The 16,266-nt window shown below is 68.4% G+C and carries 13 protein-coding genes; 6 read left to right on the top strand and 7 right to left on the bottom strand.

From position 1 onward, the window contains the following. Positions 1-147 precede the first annotated feature (147 nt). The 5 genes from WS75_RS06150 (at position 148) to WS75_RS06130 (ending at position 5,360) form a co-directional block, all read left to right on the top strand. Positions 148-1,182 carry a substrate-binding domain-containing protein gene (locus tag WS75_RS06150; protein WP_059679617.1) on the top strand — a complete coding sequence of 345 codons (1,035 nt, stop codon included), beginning with the start codon at positions 148-150 and terminating at the stop codon, positions 1,180-1,182. Between the two features lie 410 nt (positions 1,183-1,592). Further along, positions 1,593-2,279, top strand: coding sequence for a type 1 glutamine amidotransferase domain-containing protein (locus tag WS75_RS06145; RefSeq protein WP_059679616.1), 687 nt, complete (start codon positions 1,593-1,595; stop codon positions 2,277-2,279). A gap of 143 nt (positions 2,280-2,422) precedes the next feature. After that, positions 2,423-3,532 (top strand): NADH:flavin oxidoreductase/NADH oxidase, encoded by a 1,110-nt coding sequence (locus WS75_RS06140; RefSeq protein WP_059679615.1) that lies wholly within the window; start codon positions 2,423-2,425, stop codon positions 3,530-3,532. A gap of 161 nt (positions 3,533-3,693) precedes the next feature. Then, the gene (locus tag WS75_RS06135) at positions 3,694-4,764 is read left to right on the top strand and encodes an AI-2E family transporter (RefSeq protein ID WP_059679614.1); all 1,071 of its coding nucleotides are present in this window, start codon (positions 3,694-3,696) and stop codon (positions 4,762-4,764) included. A 221-nt stretch (positions 4,765-4,985) separates the two neighbouring features. Continuing rightward, on the top strand, positions 4,986-5,360 hold the full coding sequence (locus tag WS75_RS06130; protein WP_059679613.1) for a hypothetical protein: 375 nt from the start codon (positions 4,986-4,988) through the stop codon (positions 5,358-5,360). A gap of 39 nt (positions 5,361-5,399) precedes the next feature. Here WS75_RS06130 and WS75_RS06125 read toward each other — a convergent pair whose 3' ends face one another. Beyond that, positions 5,400-6,194 (bottom strand): SDR family NAD(P)-dependent oxidoreductase, encoded by a 795-nt coding sequence (locus tag WS75_RS06125; RefSeq protein ID WP_059679612.1) that lies wholly within the window; start codon positions 6,192-6,194, stop codon positions 5,400-5,402. Positions 6,195-6,354: 160 nt separating this feature from the next. Between WS75_RS06125 and WS75_RS06120 the strand changes: the two genes are divergently transcribed. Continuing rightward, positions 6,355-7,203, top strand: a complete 849-nt coding sequence (locus WS75_RS06120) for an AraC family transcriptional regulator (protein ID WP_059679611.1) — start codon at positions 6,355-6,357, stop codon at positions 7,201-7,203. A gap of 109 nt (positions 7,204-7,312) precedes the next feature. Here the strand turns inward: WS75_RS06120 and WS75_RS06115 are convergent, their stop codons facing one another. The 6 genes from WS75_RS06115 to WS75_RS06090 form a co-directional block, all read right to left on the bottom strand. Then, positions 7,313-7,927, bottom strand: coding sequence for a LysE family translocator (locus WS75_RS06115; RefSeq protein WP_059679746.1), 615 nt, complete (start codon positions 7,925-7,927; stop codon positions 7,313-7,315). A gap of 95 nt (positions 7,928-8,022) precedes the next feature. Further along, positions 8,023-9,471 carry a heavy metal sensor histidine kinase gene (locus WS75_RS06110; RefSeq protein ID WP_059679610.1) on the bottom strand — a complete coding sequence of 483 codons (1,449 nt, stop codon included), beginning with the start codon at positions 9,469-9,471 and terminating at the stop codon, positions 8,023-8,025. Continuing rightward, a complete protein-coding gene (locus WS75_RS06105) occupies positions 9,468-10,163 on the bottom strand; it encodes a heavy metal response regulator transcription factor (RefSeq protein ID WP_059679609.1) in 696 nt (231 codons plus the stop codon). Before WS75_RS06105 ends, WS75_RS06110 begins: the two co-directional genes overlap by 4 nt. Positions 10,164-10,184: 21 nt before the next feature. Next, positions 10,185-11,690, bottom strand: coding sequence for an efflux transporter outer membrane subunit (locus WS75_RS06100; RefSeq protein ID WP_059679745.1), 1,506 nt, complete (start codon positions 11,688-11,690; stop codon positions 10,185-10,187). Positions 11,691-11,695: 5 nt separating this feature from the next. Beyond that, a complete protein-coding gene (locus WS75_RS06095; protein WP_059679608.1) occupies positions 11,696-12,928 on the bottom strand; it encodes an efflux RND transporter periplasmic adaptor subunit in 1,233 nt (410 codons plus the stop codon). Positions 12,929-12,961: 33 nt separating this feature from the next. Next, the gene (locus WS75_RS06090) at positions 12,962-16,210 is read right to left on the bottom strand and encodes an efflux RND transporter permease subunit (RefSeq protein ID WP_059679607.1); all 3,249 of its coding nucleotides are present in this window, start codon (positions 16,208-16,210) and stop codon (positions 12,962-12,964) included. Positions 16,211-16,266 lie beyond the last annotated feature (56 nt).

Raw genomic sequence — 16,266 nt, 5'->3', positions numbered from 1 at the left:
GGTGAAAAGGAACTGCTGAGGTGATGTCGACATCCAAACCGGTTTGGATGCTATTTCAAACCGGTTTGGGCGTCAAAAGATAATTATTTGACGGTAATAACTGCCATTCGGAAATAATTGCCGCGGCGAGCCGGTTGAACGAATGGCATGCACAACGCGAGGAGCGACGTGAAGGTGAATCTGAAGGCGCTGTCGGATGCGCTCGGGCTGTCGCGCACGACGGTCAGTCGGGCGCTGAACGGCTACGACGATGTGAGCGAGGCGACCCGCGAGCGCGTGATGAAGGCTGCGCGCGAACTCGGTTATGTCGCGGATCCGACCGCACGGCGGCTGGCGACGGGGCGTGCCGATACGATCGGCATCGTGTATCCGTTCGGAGCCGGCGATCTGGGTGACCCGCGCTTCGGTGAAGTCGTCGCGGGCATGACCGAGCGGCTCGCCGAGCGCAATCTCGACTTCATCATCGCGGCCGCGCGGCCGAACGCCGAACTCGACACGTATCGCCGGCTCGTCGACGGCAGGCTGGTCGACGGGCTGATCGTCGCGCGCACGCTGGTCGACGATCCGCGCCTCGCTTACCTGCGCTCGAATGCGTTTCCGTATGTCGCGTACGGCCGTACGCAAACCGCGCAGCCTTACGCGTGGTTCGATTTCGACAACGAAGCGGGCGCGCGCGATGCGGTGCGGCGCCTGATCGGCTTCGGTCATCGCCGCATTGCGATGATCAGTGCGCCGCTGTCGCTGAATTTCGCGATGCAGCGCCGCGCCGGCTACCTCGCGGCGTTGCGCGAAGCCGGGATCGAACCCGATCCGTCGCTGCTCGTCGAGTGTGCGTTTACGCGCGAAGGCGGGCAGCAGGGCGCACAAGCGCTACTCGCGCAGGCCGAACGACCGACTGCGCTGCTCGTCGACAACAACATCGCGGGCGGCGGCGCGTTCCGGGCGCTGGTCGACAGCGGCTTGCGGCTGGGACGGGACATGTCGCTCATCGTCTATGACGGGGTGCCGCCGGAGGTCGCGTATCCGCATCGGGTGACGGCGGTGGTGCAGCCGACCGGGCATGCGACGGGGCGTGCGCTGGCGGACCTGATGCTGGGCTTGCTCGCCGACGGCGTGCGCGGGCATCGGCTCGAGATGCCGATGATCGAGGCAGGCGATACGGACGGGCCGTTGCACGGCTAGCCGCTTCGGCGGCGCGCAGCGCGGGGGCGATCGGCAACGAGCGTTGCCGGAAGCGCTCCGGCGCAAAAGCCATGACGGCGGCAGGGCTGAATGCCAGATTTCTAGACGACCGGTCTAATCAGGGGCTATCATCCGGCCTCATGAATGCGACAGGGTTCCTGCCAACGGACGCGAAAATGCCATATCGCGCTGCAATGCTGGTCGTGCAGGCGCTGTCGCCGATTTTTTTGAGCCAGTTGTAGACGACTGGTCTAATAGAATCGGGCAATATTTTTGGTCCGGAGCCGGCACGTTGACGCGTGCCAGCGGCCTAACCGGCAGGCGCGCCGTCGTCGCCGGCACGTGACGTGCGTCGCGTTGGCTGCCGCCGTGACGCGGCTCCGTTCCCCCATTTCGAAGGAGTGTCGATCATGAAGATTCTGGTTGTCCTGACCTCGCACGACACGCTCGGCGATACCGGCAAGAAGACCGGCTTCTGGCTCGAGGAACTGGCCGCGCCGTATTACGCGTTCACGGATGCGGGTGTCGAGCTGACGCTCGCGTCGCCGAAGGGCGGCCAGCCGCCGCTCGACCCGAAAAGCAGCGATCCGTCCGCGCAGACCGACGCCACGCGCCGCTTCGACGCCGATCCCGCGGCCAAGGCCGCGCTCGCGGCCACGCGCAAGCTGGCCGACGTGTCGATCGACGATTACGACGCGGTGTTCTATCCGGGCGGGCACGGCCCGCTGTGGGATCTCGCCGAGGACCTGCACTCGATCGGCCTGATCGAGCGCGCGCTGGCGGCGGGCAAGCCGGTCGCGGCCGTGTGCCACGCGCCGGGTGTGTTGCGCCACGTGAAGGATCCGAAGACCGGCGAATCGGTCGTGCGCGGCAAGCGTGCGACGGGCTTCACCAACAGCGAGGAAGCGGCCGTCGAACTGACGGAAGTGGTGCCGTTCCTCGTCGAGGACATGCTGAAGACCAACGGCGCGCAGTTCGAGCGCAGCGCCGACTGGGCGCCGCATGTCGTCACCGACGGGCTGCTGATCACGGGGCAGAACCCCGCGTCGTCGCAGCCCGCTGCCGAGGCGCTGCTCGAGAAGCTCGGCCGTCAGTAAGCCGGCGCGGTGCCGGCATGGCCGGCATCTGGCCGTTTCGTCGTCGGGCGCATCCGGCCCGGCGACGACCCGAACCGTTCCGTCGTGCGCACCGCACGTCGGCTCATCCAGTCGTTTCGTAGAACCAAGCAAAGGAGTGGTGGATGTCTGCCCTGTTCGAACCGTTCAAACTCAAGGATGTCACGCTGCGCAACCGCATTGCGGTGCCGCCGATGTGCCAGTACGTCGCCGAAGACGGCGTCGTCAACAACTGGCATCACGTGCATCTGGCCGGCATCGCGCGCGGCGGCGCGGGCCTCGTGATCGCTGAGGCGACGGCCGTGTCGCCGGAAGGTCGTATCACGCCGGGCTGCGCCGGGCTGTGGAACGATGCGCAGGCCGAGGCGTTCGCGCCGTCGGTCGCGGCGATCAAGGCGGCCGGCGCGGTGCCGGGCATCCAGATCGCGCATGCGGGCCGCAAGGCGAGCGCGAACCGTCCGTGGGAAGGCGACGACCATATCGCCGACGGCGATCCGCGCGGCTGGCAGACCATCGCACCGTCGGCCGTGCCGTTCGGCGCGCATTTGCCGAAGACGCCGCGCGCGATGACGCACGACGACATCGCACGCGTGCAGGTCGACTTCGTCGCGGCGGCCAAGCGTGCCCGCGACCTCGGCTTCGAATGGCTCGAACTGCACTTCGCGCACGGCTATCTCGGCCAGAGCTTCTTCTCCGTGCATTCGAACCAGCGCGACGACGAGTACGGCGGCTCGGTTGAAAACCGCGGCCGTTTCCTCGTCGACACGCTGAAGGCCGTCCGCCAGGTCTGGCCGGAGCACCTGCCGCTGACCGCGCGTCTGGGCGTGATCGAATACGACGGCCGCGACGAAGAGACGCTCGCCGAATCCATCGCGCTCACGCAGCGGATGAAGCAGGAAGGCCTCGACATGCTGAGCGTGTCGGTCGGCTTCTCGACGCCCGATGCGCAGATTCCGTGGGGCCCCGCCTTCCTCGCGCCGATCGCTGAACGCGTGCGCCGCGAGGCCGGCATACCGGTGTCGTCCGCATGGGGGATCGACACGCCTCAACTGGCCGAGCGCGTCGTCGCCGAACAGCAGCTCGACCTCGTGATGGTCGGCCGCGCCCATCTGGCCGATCCGCACTGGCCGTACTACGCGGCCAAACAGCTCGGCGTCGAGCGTCCGTCGTGGACGCTGCCTGCGCCGTACGCGCACTGGCTCGAACGCTATCGCGTCGCCGACAAGGCGGCCTGAGCGCGCGTCGCACCGCGCGGCGCGCGTGACGTGCGCGGCACGCATTTGACAATGCTTGGCATCGCGTCCGCGTGCCGTGGCGGTATCGATGGATAGAATGGCGGTTCGCACCGGCCCTTGGCCCGCGCGAACCGCCATTTTTTCATTTCGACAGAGGTGCCATGCGCGCAGATGTCTCGCCTTCCCAGGATTCCGCCGCGCGGCCGCGTGCCCAGCAGATCGCCCGCGCCGTGCTGTATGCAGCGCTGTTGGTGCTCGCGCTGTGGGTGATCCGCGATTTTCTTCCCGCTATCGCGTGGGCATGCGTGATTGCGATCGCGTTGTGGCCGTTGCTGAAACGCTTCGAATCGCACCGCTGGTTTCGCGACCGGCCGACCCTGATCGCGACCGCGATCACCGCGGGCGTGTCGCTGCTGGTCGTGCTGCCGATCGCCATTGCGCTCGGCCAGGCGATCTCGCAGGCGCACGACCTGCGCATCTGGCTGCAGTCGATCCAGGACAACGGCATTCCACTGCCGGACGTCGTCGGCCGGTTGCCGTACGGCGCCGCGCAGGTCACCGAGTGGTGGCAGGCCAATCTCGGTCATCCGCTGCACGCGGGCGCCGCGATGCATGGCGCGAGCGGAGAGAAGTTCATCGCGTTCGGCCGGCAGTTCGGCACGAAGCTCGCGCATGCGCTCTTCGAGTTCGGCTTCATGCTGGTCACGCTGTTCGTGATCATAAGGGCCGGCCACAAGTTGTCGGGCGCGTTGCTGGAGGGCGCGCGGCGTGCGTTCGGCGGCGGCGGGGCGGACCTGATCGAACGGATGGTCGCAGCCGTGTACGGCACGGTGACGGGGCTGGTCGTCGTCGGGCTGGGCGAGGGCGCCATTCTCGGCGTCGGGTATGCGCTCGCGGGCGTTCCGCACGCGGCGCTGCTCGGCCTCGTCACGGCCGTCGCGGCGATGCTGCCGTTCTGCGCGCCGATCGTGTTCTGCGGCGCGGCGCTCTGGCTGTTCGTGCAGGGGGCGACCGCGTGGGCCGTCGTGGTGCTGGCGCTCGGCTTCGTGGTCGTGTTCGTCGCCGAGCATTTCGTGCGGCCGGTGCTGATCGGCAGCTCGACCCGCCTGCCGTTCCTGCTCGTGCTGTTCGGCATCCTCGGCGGCGCCGAGTCGTTCGGCCTGATCGGACTGTTCGTCGGCCCGGCGCTGATGACGGTGCTGACGATGCTGTGGGCCGAGTGGGTCGCTTGACGACGAGGCTCATTGCGCAGATCCGGGCCATCGGCGCAACGGCATTGACGCGTGTGCGGGCCCGCGCGGCGCATGATGTTTCGCAACGATCGGGCGTGCGCCGGGCCGCGCCGAGCGCGGCGTCGGACACAAGTCTCTACATTTCTTTTCGATCCGGACCCAAAGGTCTAGTAGCATGGGGCTTTCGATCACGCCGGCACGGCGCAGCAGATTTCCCAAGCATGCGATTGATTCCGATGTCCCGTCGCGCAGCGACATTGTCGCTGGCCGCCAGTTGCCTGATGCTGCACGGTTGCGCGTGGTTCGACTCGTGGCTGCCGTTCTCCTATTCGCGCACGCCGCTGGCGCGGGCCGCGTCGCGGCACGGCGCGACGCGCGCCGATGTCGTCCGCGCGGGCGGCAACCCGCGCAGCGTGTGGATGGTCCGTAACGGCAGCGGCGTCTGCTACAACTACTTCATCGAGCGCGGCAACGATCACCGGGCGTACTTCGTCGTGTTCGACAAGGCCGGTGCCGTCACGCAACACGGCTTCGATACCTGCATGGACGCCGACCGCAAGGGCACGCTTCAGTCGGACAAGGCGGCTTCGCGATAGCGCGGCCGCCATGCGCCGTGCGAGCGTGTCACGCAATCGTCACGCTATCGTGTCGACCACGCCGCCGTCGACGCGCAACGCCGCGCCCGTCGTGGCCGAAGCCTGCGGCGAGCAGACATACACGACCATATTCGCGACTTCCTCCGTCGTAGCCGGGCGCTGGATGATCGAGCTCGCGCGCTCGCTGCGCACGAAATCCACCGCGACTTCGTCGATGCTGCGGCCCGTTGCGTCGGCCGTGTCCTTCAGCAGCGCGCGCACGCCTTCCGACATCGTCGGCCCTGGCAGCACGGAATTGACGGTCACGTTGGTTCCGGCCGCGAGTTTCGCGAGGCCGCGCGCGATCGCGAGCTGCGCGGTTTTCGTGAACCCGTAGTGAATCATGTCGACCGGGATGTTCAGGCCCGATTCTGATGAAATGAACACGACGCGGCCCGTGTTGCGCGCGAGCATCCCCTTCAGATAGTGCCGCGCGAGACGCACGCCGGACATCACGTTCATCTGGAAGTAATGCGCCCATTCGTCGTCGTCGATGTCGAAGAACGCCTTCAGCCCGTAGATGCCCGCGTTGTTGACGAGGATGTCGGCCTCCGGCGTGTGCTGCGTGACGCGCGCGACGCCGGATGCGTCGGACAGGTCGGCGGCGACGCCGTCGATGTCCGCACCGGGTACCGCGCTGCGCAGCTGTGCGAGCGCGGCATCGACCGACTTGTCGCTGCGTCCGTTGACGACGACACGTGCGCCGGCCTTCGCGAGCCCTTCGGCGATCGCCAGCCCGATGCCGGCGGTGGAAGCGGTGACGACCGCGGTCTTGCCTGTCAGATCGATGTGCATGAATGTACCGGTTGGAAGAGGGAACGGGAACCGCCGCGGGGGCCGCGTCGGCCGAATTCATAGCTTAGGCGATTCGGCCGCGAAGCGTCGGGTCGCGGTTGCATCGCGCAGCGCAGTCTTGTACGGTGTGCGTTCGCCGTCCGATCCGGGAGCCCGTCGCGTGAGCCGTTCCGCCAACCCCCTCGCCGTGCCGTCGCCGTTCTGGCGCGACGCCGCGCTGCCGTTCATCGAGGCGCGCACCGTCGACGACGGCCGGACGTTCTGCTACGCGAAGCACACGCACGATACGTTTTCGCTCGGCGCGATCGTCGGCGGCACGAGCACCTACCTGAACGGTGCGACGAAGGAACGCGTCGGGCGCGGCGTGCTCGTGATCATCGACCCGGAGCAGGTGCATGCGTGCAATCCGTATGGCCCGGACGCATGGGCGTACCGGATGGTCTATGTCGACGTGCCGTGGCTCGCACGGCTGCAGCATGCGCTCGGGCGTGACCCGAACAGCGATTTTCACGGTTTTTCGCCAAAGTTGACGGAACGACGCGACCTGTTCGCGCAGTTCGGCGGCTTTTACCGCACGCTCGTGGCACCCGGCATCGATCCGCTTGGCAAGGAAAGCGCGGCGGTCGAATTCTTCACGCGGCTGCACAGCGCGCTCGATCGCGAGTTGCCCGTCGATACGCGGCGCGGGGCCGACAACGCGAAGCTCGCGCGCGCGGCCGACTACATCGCTGCGCATTGCCGTCAGGCCGTCACGCTCGATGCGATCTGCGCGGCCGCCGACCTGTCGCCGTCCTACCTGATTCGCGCGTTCAACGCCCGCTACGGGATGACGCCGCATGCGTTCCTGGTCGACCGTCGCGTGCAGTACGGCCGCGCGGAACTGCGCCGCGGACGGCCGATCGCCGAGGTCGCGCTCGATGCGGGCTTTGCGGACCAGGCGCATTTCCAGCGCGCATTCCGGCGCATCGCGGCCGCCACGCCGGGGCAGTATCGAAGCGCCGCGAGTTGACCGGCGAACCGTGGGGCGATGCCGGTGGCGCAGAGCGCAGACCGGCGACGGCCCGTATCATCGGTCGCAGGCGGCACCGGCGCTGCGACCACACACCGAAGCAACGGCACTAAACATCGAGCAGATAAAGCGCGCTGCCCGCGAGCAGCAGCGCCATCGCGCGGTTGAACAGCCGCATCCGCCGCGCATTCGCGAGCCAGTGCCGCAGCGACGCACCCGCATACCCCCAGCACGCGATCGACGCGAAGCAGATCACCAGATACAGCGCCGCGAATTGCCACACCTGCGCGCGATCGCCATCGGCCGCATACGCGCCCATCGCGGCCACGCACGCAAGCCACGCCTTCGGATTCAGCCATTGCATCGCTGCGCCGGCCGCCGCCGACGGGCCAGCGACGTCTGGCGCGTCCGGATCGGCCGGATCGGCCGGATCGGCCGACAGCCGGCCGTCGTCGAGCGCCAGCCGCAGCGCGAGGTAAAGCAGGAACGCGATCCCGGACCATTGGGTGGCCGCAGTCAGCATCGGCCAGCGCGCGAGCGCCGCGTGTAGTCCGAGGCCGATCAGCAGGAACAGCGCGACGAAGCCGAGCGTCGCGCCGGCCGCATAGCGCAGGCTCGCGCCGAGACCGTGGCGCGCGCCCGCGCCGAGCGCGACGATGTTGACGGGACCGGGCGTGATCGACGACGCCAGCGCGAACGCGGCCATCGAAACCAGCATGCTCATCATGTGTCTCCATGCGAATGTGAAAGTCGCATCGAGACTAAAGAAGCCGCGCGTGTCCGTATTGAAGAAAACTGCCCTCGGCGGTGCGGGCGCCGTCAATGCACCGCGCGCGGCGCGTGCGCCGGCCGCAGCGCGGGCGGGTCGCCCGCGTCGGTCGCGCGCAGCGGGCCGACGCTGCACAGCTGCGTCGACACCGAGAAGCCGAACGTATTGACGCCGCCAGAGCACGCGACGAACACGCTGCCGCCGTGCATCTCCGCGACGGCCTTGACGATCGACAGCCCGAGCCCGTGGTTCTCCTTGCTGTTCGCGCGCGCTTCCTCGAGCCGGTAGAAGCGCTCGAACACGTGCGAGCGCTGCACGGGGTCGATCGGTTCGCCGGGGTTGGCAACCGACACGTCGACGAGCGTGTCGCGCGGCGTGATCGTCACCTTCAGCGTCGCACCGGGCGCCGAATGCTGGATCGCGTTGATCAACAGGTTGGTCATCGCGCGGCGGAACAGCGACGGGTCGACGGCCGCGTGCGCATCGCCGTGCAGTTCGGTGCGCAACTGCGCTTCGTCCAGCGGAATCTCGAGGAAGTCGAGCATGCGCCGCACTTCGTCGGCGAGCGATACGTGCTTCAGGTCGGTCGCGCGCTCGCCGCGATCGCTGCGCGACAGGAACAGCATGTCGTTGATGATGACGCGCAGCCGTTCGAATTCTTCGAGGTTCGACTGCAGCGTCTGTCGCATCCGGTCGACCGAGCGGTCGCGGCTCGTCAGCGCGACCTGGGTCTGGCCGATCAGGATGCTGATCGGCGTGCGCAATTCGTGTGCGACGTCCGCGTTGAACGCCTCGAGCCGCGCGTAGGTCTGCTGGATGCGCTCGAGCGCACCGTTGAACGACGCGGCCAGATCGCGCAGCTCGGTCGGCAGCGCGTCGGTGTGCAACCGCTGGCGGCGGTTGGTGGCGTTGATCGCCGCCGCGTCCTGCGACAGCCGTTCGAGCGGCGCGAGCCCGAAGCGCGCGACCGCGCGGCCCAGCAGCAGCGTCACGACGGTAGCGATCGCGATCAGCGCCGCGAGCGTCCACACGAAACGGCGCAGCATCCGCTGCGTGCGCTCGCACGACGACGCGACGATCAGCTTCACATCGGGGCGCTCCCCGTTGCCCGCGATCGGGACGGTCTTCGTCATCACGTTGTAGCTGCTGTGGTTGAGCGCGTACTGCTGGAACGCACCGAACGGCTTGCCGAGGGGCACGCCGTCGACCGGATGACCGAAGCGGAAGGCGGCGTCGGGGCTGTCGATCTGGTAACGCGTCGACCCGTCGGGCGGTTCGAGGTCGGCGAGCTTTTCCTGCATCAGGTGGCCGCGCGCGGCTGTGGTCGCGTGCAACACGATCATCTGCGCGACCTTCGCGCGCGTGTCGATCGTCATGCGCAGTTCGGCAAACAACTGGCGCTCCATCATCACGAACAGCCCGCAGCCGACCAGCGTGAACACGAGCAGCGACACGATGCCGAACATCGCCGACAGACGCAGGGTGATCGAACGTTTCATGCGTGCCTCTCGTTGTCGGCGTCCTCGCGCGCCTCGAGCACGTAGCCCATGCCGCGGATCGTGTGCAGCAGCTTCTGCGCGAACGGGCCGTCGAGCTTCGCGCGCAGGCGCTTGATCGCAGTCTCGACGACGTTCGCGTTGCTGTCGAAGTTCACGTCCCATACGAGTTCCGCGATCGTCGTCTTCGACAGCACCTCGCCGCTGCGCCGCGCGAGCACGCCGAGCAGCTGGAATTCCTGCGCGGTCAGATCGAGGCGCGTGCCGTCGCGCGACGCGCGCCGGCCGATCAGGTCGACGCGCAGGTCGCCGATCGAGATCAGCGTCGATTCCTGCACGCGCGCGCGGCGCGTCAGCGCGCGCAGCCGCTCGATCAGCTCGAGGAACGAGAAGGGCTTGGTCAGGTAGTCGTCGGCGCCGCCGCGCAGCCCGCGCACGCGATCGTCGACGCGGTCGCGCGCGGTCAGCATGATCACGGGCGTCTGATTCCGCGCGCGCAACGCGCGCAGCACGCCGAAGCCGTCGAGCTTCGGCAGCATCACGTCGAGCACGACGACGTCGTATTCGAATTCGACGGCCTTCCACGCGCCGTCCTCGCCGTCCAGCGCGGTATCGACGACCCAGCCTTCCTCGGTCAGGCCGCTCTTCAGGTATTCGACGACTTTCGGTTCGTCTTCGACGATCAGGACTTTCATGGGTGTGTCCTTGTAACCGGGTTAGGGGCCGACGCTCGCGGCGCGCGGGAGGTTCGCCGTTGCGACGTCGGTCGGCGTGGCGCCGCCGGTCGCGCCGCCGTCCCAGCCGCCGCCGAGCGCCTTCGCGAGAAACACGACGAGCGCCGCGCGCTGGCCCTGGATCTGCGCGGCCTGGCGCTCGCTCGTCAGCAACTGCTGCTGGGCGGTCAGCACGTCGATGAACGGCGTGAGGCCGCCCGCATAGCGGTCCTGCGCGAGCGACACGAGCTTGCGCGCGTCGTCGACGGCCGCCGATGCCTGCTGCGCGGCTTCGGCCAGCACCGACAGGCCCGTCACCGCATTTTGCACCTCCTGGAACGCGGTGAGCACGGTCTGCCGGTAGCTGGCCTGCGCGGCCACGTAGCCGGCCTGCGCGAAATCGACGCCGGCCTTCAGCTTGCCGCCTTCGAACAGCGGCTGGCTGACCGACGCGCCGACCGACCACAGCAGCGCCGGCACGGTGAACAGGCCCGCGAAGCGCGTCGCATCCCAGCCGATGTCCGGCGACAGCGTGATGCGCGGGAAATACGCGGCGCGCGCAACGCCGATCTGCGCGTTCGCGGCCGCCATCGCGCGTTCGGCCGACGCGACGTCGGGGCGCCGCTGCAGCAGGTCGCTGGGCATCCCGGTCGGCAGCGCGGGCGCGTTGATCGGCACCACGCGCGGCGGCAGCGAGAATTCGGGGGCCGGCGTGCCGACCAGCGTCGCGATCGCGGTCTCGACCTGCGCGCGCTGCTGGATCAGCAGCTGTGCCTGCGTGCGCGTCGCGTCGAGCTGCGCGCGTTGCTGCAGCAGATCGAGGCCGGACACCGCGCCGAGGTCGTGGCGCGCGCTCACGTAGTCGAGCGCCTTCTGCTGCAGGTCGATCGAGCGCTTGACGACGTCGATCTCGGTGTCGAGCTCGCGCAGCGCGAAGTAGCTCGACGCGAGATCGGCGGTCAGCACGAGGCGCGCGCTCGCGAAATCGTCGCGCGCCTGCTCGGAGCTGGCCTGCGCGGATTCGACGCTGCGCCGCACGCGGCCGAACAGGTCGAGTTCATAGCTGGCGCTTGCACCGACCTGGATGTCGTTCTGGACGGTCGACGTGCTCCGCGTCGCGTAGTTGGTCTGCGGCCGGTCGGCGGAGATCTTGAAACGCTGGCCGCTCGCGTTCAGGCCGACGGCCGGATACTGCGCGGACGCGACCGACGCGAGCGTCGCCTTTGCCTGGTCGTAGCGTGCGGCGACGGCCTTCAGGTTCTGGTTGTTGCGCAACGCGTCGGCTTCGAGCGCGTTCAGCTGCGCGTCGCCGAAGGCGGTCCACCAGGCCGGATCGAGCGGCGCACGGGCCGGTGCGGCCGGGTGCCAGTACGCGTCTGCCGGGTCGAGCCGCCAGGCGGCCGGCGTTTCGACGGCGGGGCGCCGGTAGTCGGGGCCGACCGTGCAGCCGGCAAGGGCCGCGACCGCGACGGCGGCCAGGAGCGCGGCGGGGTGCAGGCGGGCGCGCATCGCGCTCACGACTTCGCTCCCGCGGCGGCGGATGCCGGCTTCACGGCCGGCGGCGCCTGCACGATGACGGCGTCGCCGTTCGCGAGCGCATCGCTCGGGTTCGCGACGAGGCGGTCATTCGGCGTGAGCGGGCCGTCCACTTCGAGCGTCTGCCCGATCGTGCGCGCGACCGTCACCGCCTTCAGGCGCACCTGGCCGTTCGCGTCGACGGTCGCGACGGTCGTCCCTTCGGCGCGGAACAGCAGCGTGTTGGCCGGAATCTGCAGGCGGCCGACCGGCGTCATCGGCAGCGTCGCCTGCACGTATGCGCCGGGCAGCAGCCGTCCGTCCGGGTTCGGCAGCGTGATCTCGATCTGCAGCGAGCGCGTCGCGACGTCGATTGCCTGGGACGTGCGCGTGATCGTGCCGTCGAAGGTCTGGCCAGGCAGCTCGGCCTGCGCGACGCTGACGTGCTGGCCGACCTTGATTTGCTGCGCATACGCCTGCGGTACCTGCACATACAGGCGCAACCGGTCGGCCTGCACGACCGTGAACAGCGAGCGGCCCGCGTTGCCGGAATTGACGAGATCGCCGACGTCGACGTTGCGCTGCGTGACGATCCCGTCGATCGGCGCGACGATGCGCTGGAAGCCCTTCAGTTCGGTGAGCCGGCGCATGTTCGCATCGGCCGCCGCGAGGTTCGCGCTGCCCTGGTTGAACGCGCCTTGCCGGTCGTCGAGTTCCTGCTGCGACACCGCATCGCGCTGGCGCAGTTGCTGCGCGCGGTCGAACGACGTCTTCGCGAGCGCGAGCGCGGCCTGCGCCTGCTGACGCTGCGCGGTGGCCTGCGCGAGTTCCTGGTTGAGCTCGGGCGTGTCGAGCTCGGCGAGGAGTTGCCCCTGCTTCACGTGCGCGCCGATGTCGGCCTGCCAGCGCAGCACGTAGCCGCTCGCGCGCGCATAGATCGGCGCCTCGACGAAGCCGCGCAGCGTGCCGGGCAGCGTGAGCTTGCCGCCGCTGGCCGCATCGACCGGATGCACGACGTTCACGTACTGGCGCGTGTTCTGCTCGGCCACGGCGTCGAGCCGGTTGCGGTTCAGCACGTTGACGACGATCGTGCGCGCGGCGCCCGCGGCCAGCAGCACGCCGACCACGATCAGCACGATCCGGCCGCGCCGCGACACCGACGTGCGCGTCGGCAGGTGCATGCCGTGTTCGTCCACCTGGATGCCGACGGAGCTGTGATGTTTCTCTTCCATGAATTGACCGGGTCTAAAGGCTAGGGGCGAAAGTCAGCGTCCGGCCTGGCGCGCGCGCCGGTGGGCCAGCCTCGAATGCACGCCGCCGAACACGAGCGGCACGAACAGCAGCGTCGAAACGGTGGCGAACAGCAGGCCGCCGATCACCGCGCGGCCGAGCGGCGCGTTTTGCTCGGCGCCTTCGCCGAGACCGAGCGCCATCGGCACCATCCCGATGATCATCGCGAGCGCCGTCATCAGCACCGGGCGGATCCGCGTCGCGCCGGCCTCGAGCGCGGCCGTGAGCGGCGGCGCGCCGGCGGCGAGGCGTTGGCGCGCGAACGACACGACAAGGATACTGTTCGCGGTCGCGACGCCCACCGTCATGATCGCGCCCGTCAGCGCGGGCACGCTCAGATGCGTGCCGGTGATGAACAGCATCCACGCGATGCCGGCGAGCGCGGCAGGCATCGCGCTGATGATGATCAGCGGATCGAGCCACGACTGGAAATTCACGACGATCAGCAGGTAGACGAGCACGATCGCCATCGCGACGCCCGCGCCGAGACCGATGTACGACGTGCGCATCGTCTCGACCTGGCCGCGCACCGTGAGGTCGGTGCCGCGCGGCAGCGTCGCGCGCGCGTCGGACACGATCCGGTCGATCGCGCCCGCGACCGAGCCGAGGTCGCGGCCCTCGACGCTCACGTACAGGTCGATCGCCGGGCGGATGTTGTAATGCGTGATCACGGCCGGGTTCGTGACGGGGTGGATCTGCACGAGGTTGCCGAGCAGCTGCAGCGGCATGCCCGTGCGCCCGCTCGCGGAAACCGGCGTGCCGAGTAGGTCGTCGATCGACGCGATGTTGTATTGCGGGGTCTGGATCTGCAGCGGGTACTGGACGCCGGTGCGCGTATTGATCCAGAACGACGGGGTCGTCTGGGAACTGCCGGACAGCGAGATCAGCATGTTCTGCGCGACGTTTTGCGCGGAGAGGCTGAGCTGCTGCATGCGCGTACGGTCCATGTCGGCCACCAGGGTCGGTTCGTCGTTGCGCTGCAGTACGTGCACGTCGACGGTGCCGGGGATTTGCCTGATCTTTTTCATCAGGCTGCTCGCGATAGCCATGTTACTCGCGAGATCGTTGCCGAGCACCTGCACGTCGATCGCGGCCGGCTGACCGAAGTTGAGGATCTGCGTGATGATGTCCGACGGCTGAAAGAAGAACTCGACGCCGGGGAAGCGCTGCGGCAGCAGCGTGCGCAGCGTCTGCACGTAGTGCTGGGTCGAGCGATGGCCGGGCTTCAGCGCGATCATCAGTTCGCCGTCGAGCGTGCCGATCGTGCCGCTGTTGCTGTACGACAGGTTGATGCCGCTCACCGGCAGCCCGAGGTTGTCGACGATCGCGCCGAGTTCGTCCGGCGGCACGGCTTCGCGGATCACGCGCTCGACCTGGTCGGCGAGGCGCGCGGTTTCCTCGATCCGGTAGCCGGTCGGTGCGCGCATGTGCAGCCGGATGTTGCCGGAATCGGCGTTCGGGAAGAAGTCGCGGCCGAGCACGAACACGAGGCCGGTCGACAGCACGCAGAAGCCGAGGAAGCACGTCGCGTAGAAGCGGCGGCGCACCAGCAGGATGCTGAGCAGCACGATGTACCACGCGCGCAGCCGCTCGAACGCGGCGTTGAACGCGTGATGGAGGCGCGCGAAACGCGACGTCGAGTGGTCGGGGCCGGTGGTGGCCTGCTGCGGGCGGAACAGCAGCATCGCGAGCGTCGGCACGAGCGTGCGCGACAGCACGTAGGACGCGAGCATCGCGAACACCACGGCTTCGGCGAGCGGCACGAACAGGAAGCGCGCGACGCCCGTCAGGAAGAACATCGGCACGAACACGATGCAGATGCACAGCGTCGAGACGAACGCGGGCACCGCGATCTCGCCCGCGCCTTCGAGAATCGCATCGTGCAGGCGGGTGCTTGCCGACGACGCCAACGCGCCCTCCGGTCGCTGCCCCCCGAGGGGGCTGCCCGGCACGCCCGGGTCGGCTCCGCCCGTGCCGAGATGCAGATGCCGCTCGATGTTCTCGATCGTGACGGTCGCGTCGTCGACCAGGATCCCCACCGCGAGCGCGAGCCCGCCGAGCGTCATGATGTTGATGGTCTCGCCGAGTGCGGAGAGCGCGATCAGCGACGCGAAGATCGACAGCGGAATCGAGATCGCGATGATCAGCGTGCTGCGCCAGTTGCCGAGGAACAGCAGGATCATCATCGCGGTCAGCACGGCCGCGATCAGCGCCTCGCGGATCACGCCCTGCACGGCGGCGTTGACGAACACCGACTGGTCGAACAGCGGCGTGATCGTGAGCCCTTCGGGCAGCGTCGGGATCACCTTCGGCAGCAACGCCTTCAGGTCCGACACGACCTTCAGCGTCGACGCGTCGCCGGTCTTCAGGATCGACATCAGCACGCCACGCTGGCCGTTCTGGCGCACGACGTTGGTCTGCGGCGCGAAGCCGTCGCGCACCGACGCGACTTCGCGCAGGTAGGTCGTCGCGCCGTTGACGGTTTGCACCGGCAGGCCGCTGATGTCGGCGATCGTGTCGGCCGACGCGTTCGTGTCGATCCGGTATTCGGTCTGGCCCATCTTCGCGGTGCCGGTCGGCAGCACGAGGTTCTGCGCGTTGACCGCGTTGACGATGTCGGCGGGCGTGAGGCCCTTCGCGAGCAGCGCCTGCGGGTCGAGGTCGATCGCGACCACGCGCGTGCGGCCGCCGTACGGAAACGGGATCTGCGCACCCGGGATCGTGATCAGTTGCGGGCGCAGGAAGTTGAGCGCGATGTCGGCGAGCGACTGTTCGCTGAGCGTCTTGCTGGATAACCCGAGCTGGATCACCGGGATGCTCGACGCGGAATAGGTGATCACGAGCGGCGGCGTCGCGCCCTGCGGCATCTGCCGCACGATCGCCTGCGCGGACGAGACCGTCTGCGCGATCGCCGTCTGCACGTTCGCGCCGGGCTGCAGGAACACCTTCACGACCGCGATGCCGGGCAGCGAGGTCGACTCGATGTGCTGGATATTGTTGACGGTCGTCGTCAGGATCCGTTCATGGACGGCCGTGATCCGGTTGGTCATCTCCTTCGCGGAGAAGCCGTTGTAATTCCAGATCACGCTGATGACGGGAATGTTGACCGCCGGCAGGACGTCGACGGGCGTGCGCATCAGCGCAAGCGGGGTGGCCAGCACGATCATGATGGCCATCACGATGAACGTGTAGGGGCGCCTGAGCGCGAGATTGACGATCCACATGGAGGCAGCGGGACAGGCGGTGATCAGGCGTCGATAAAGGGAACCCGAATGATAGG

It is taken from the genome of Burkholderia sp. FL-7-2-10-S1-D7, assembly GCF_001524185.1.
In the GTDB taxonomy this organism is placed as follows: domain Bacteria; phylum Pseudomonadota; class Gammaproteobacteria; order Burkholderiales; family Burkholderiaceae; genus Burkholderia; species Burkholderia diffusa.
The sequence above is the reverse complement of the archived record's forward strand: the minus strand, read 5'-3'. Positions and strand labels throughout refer to the sequence as shown.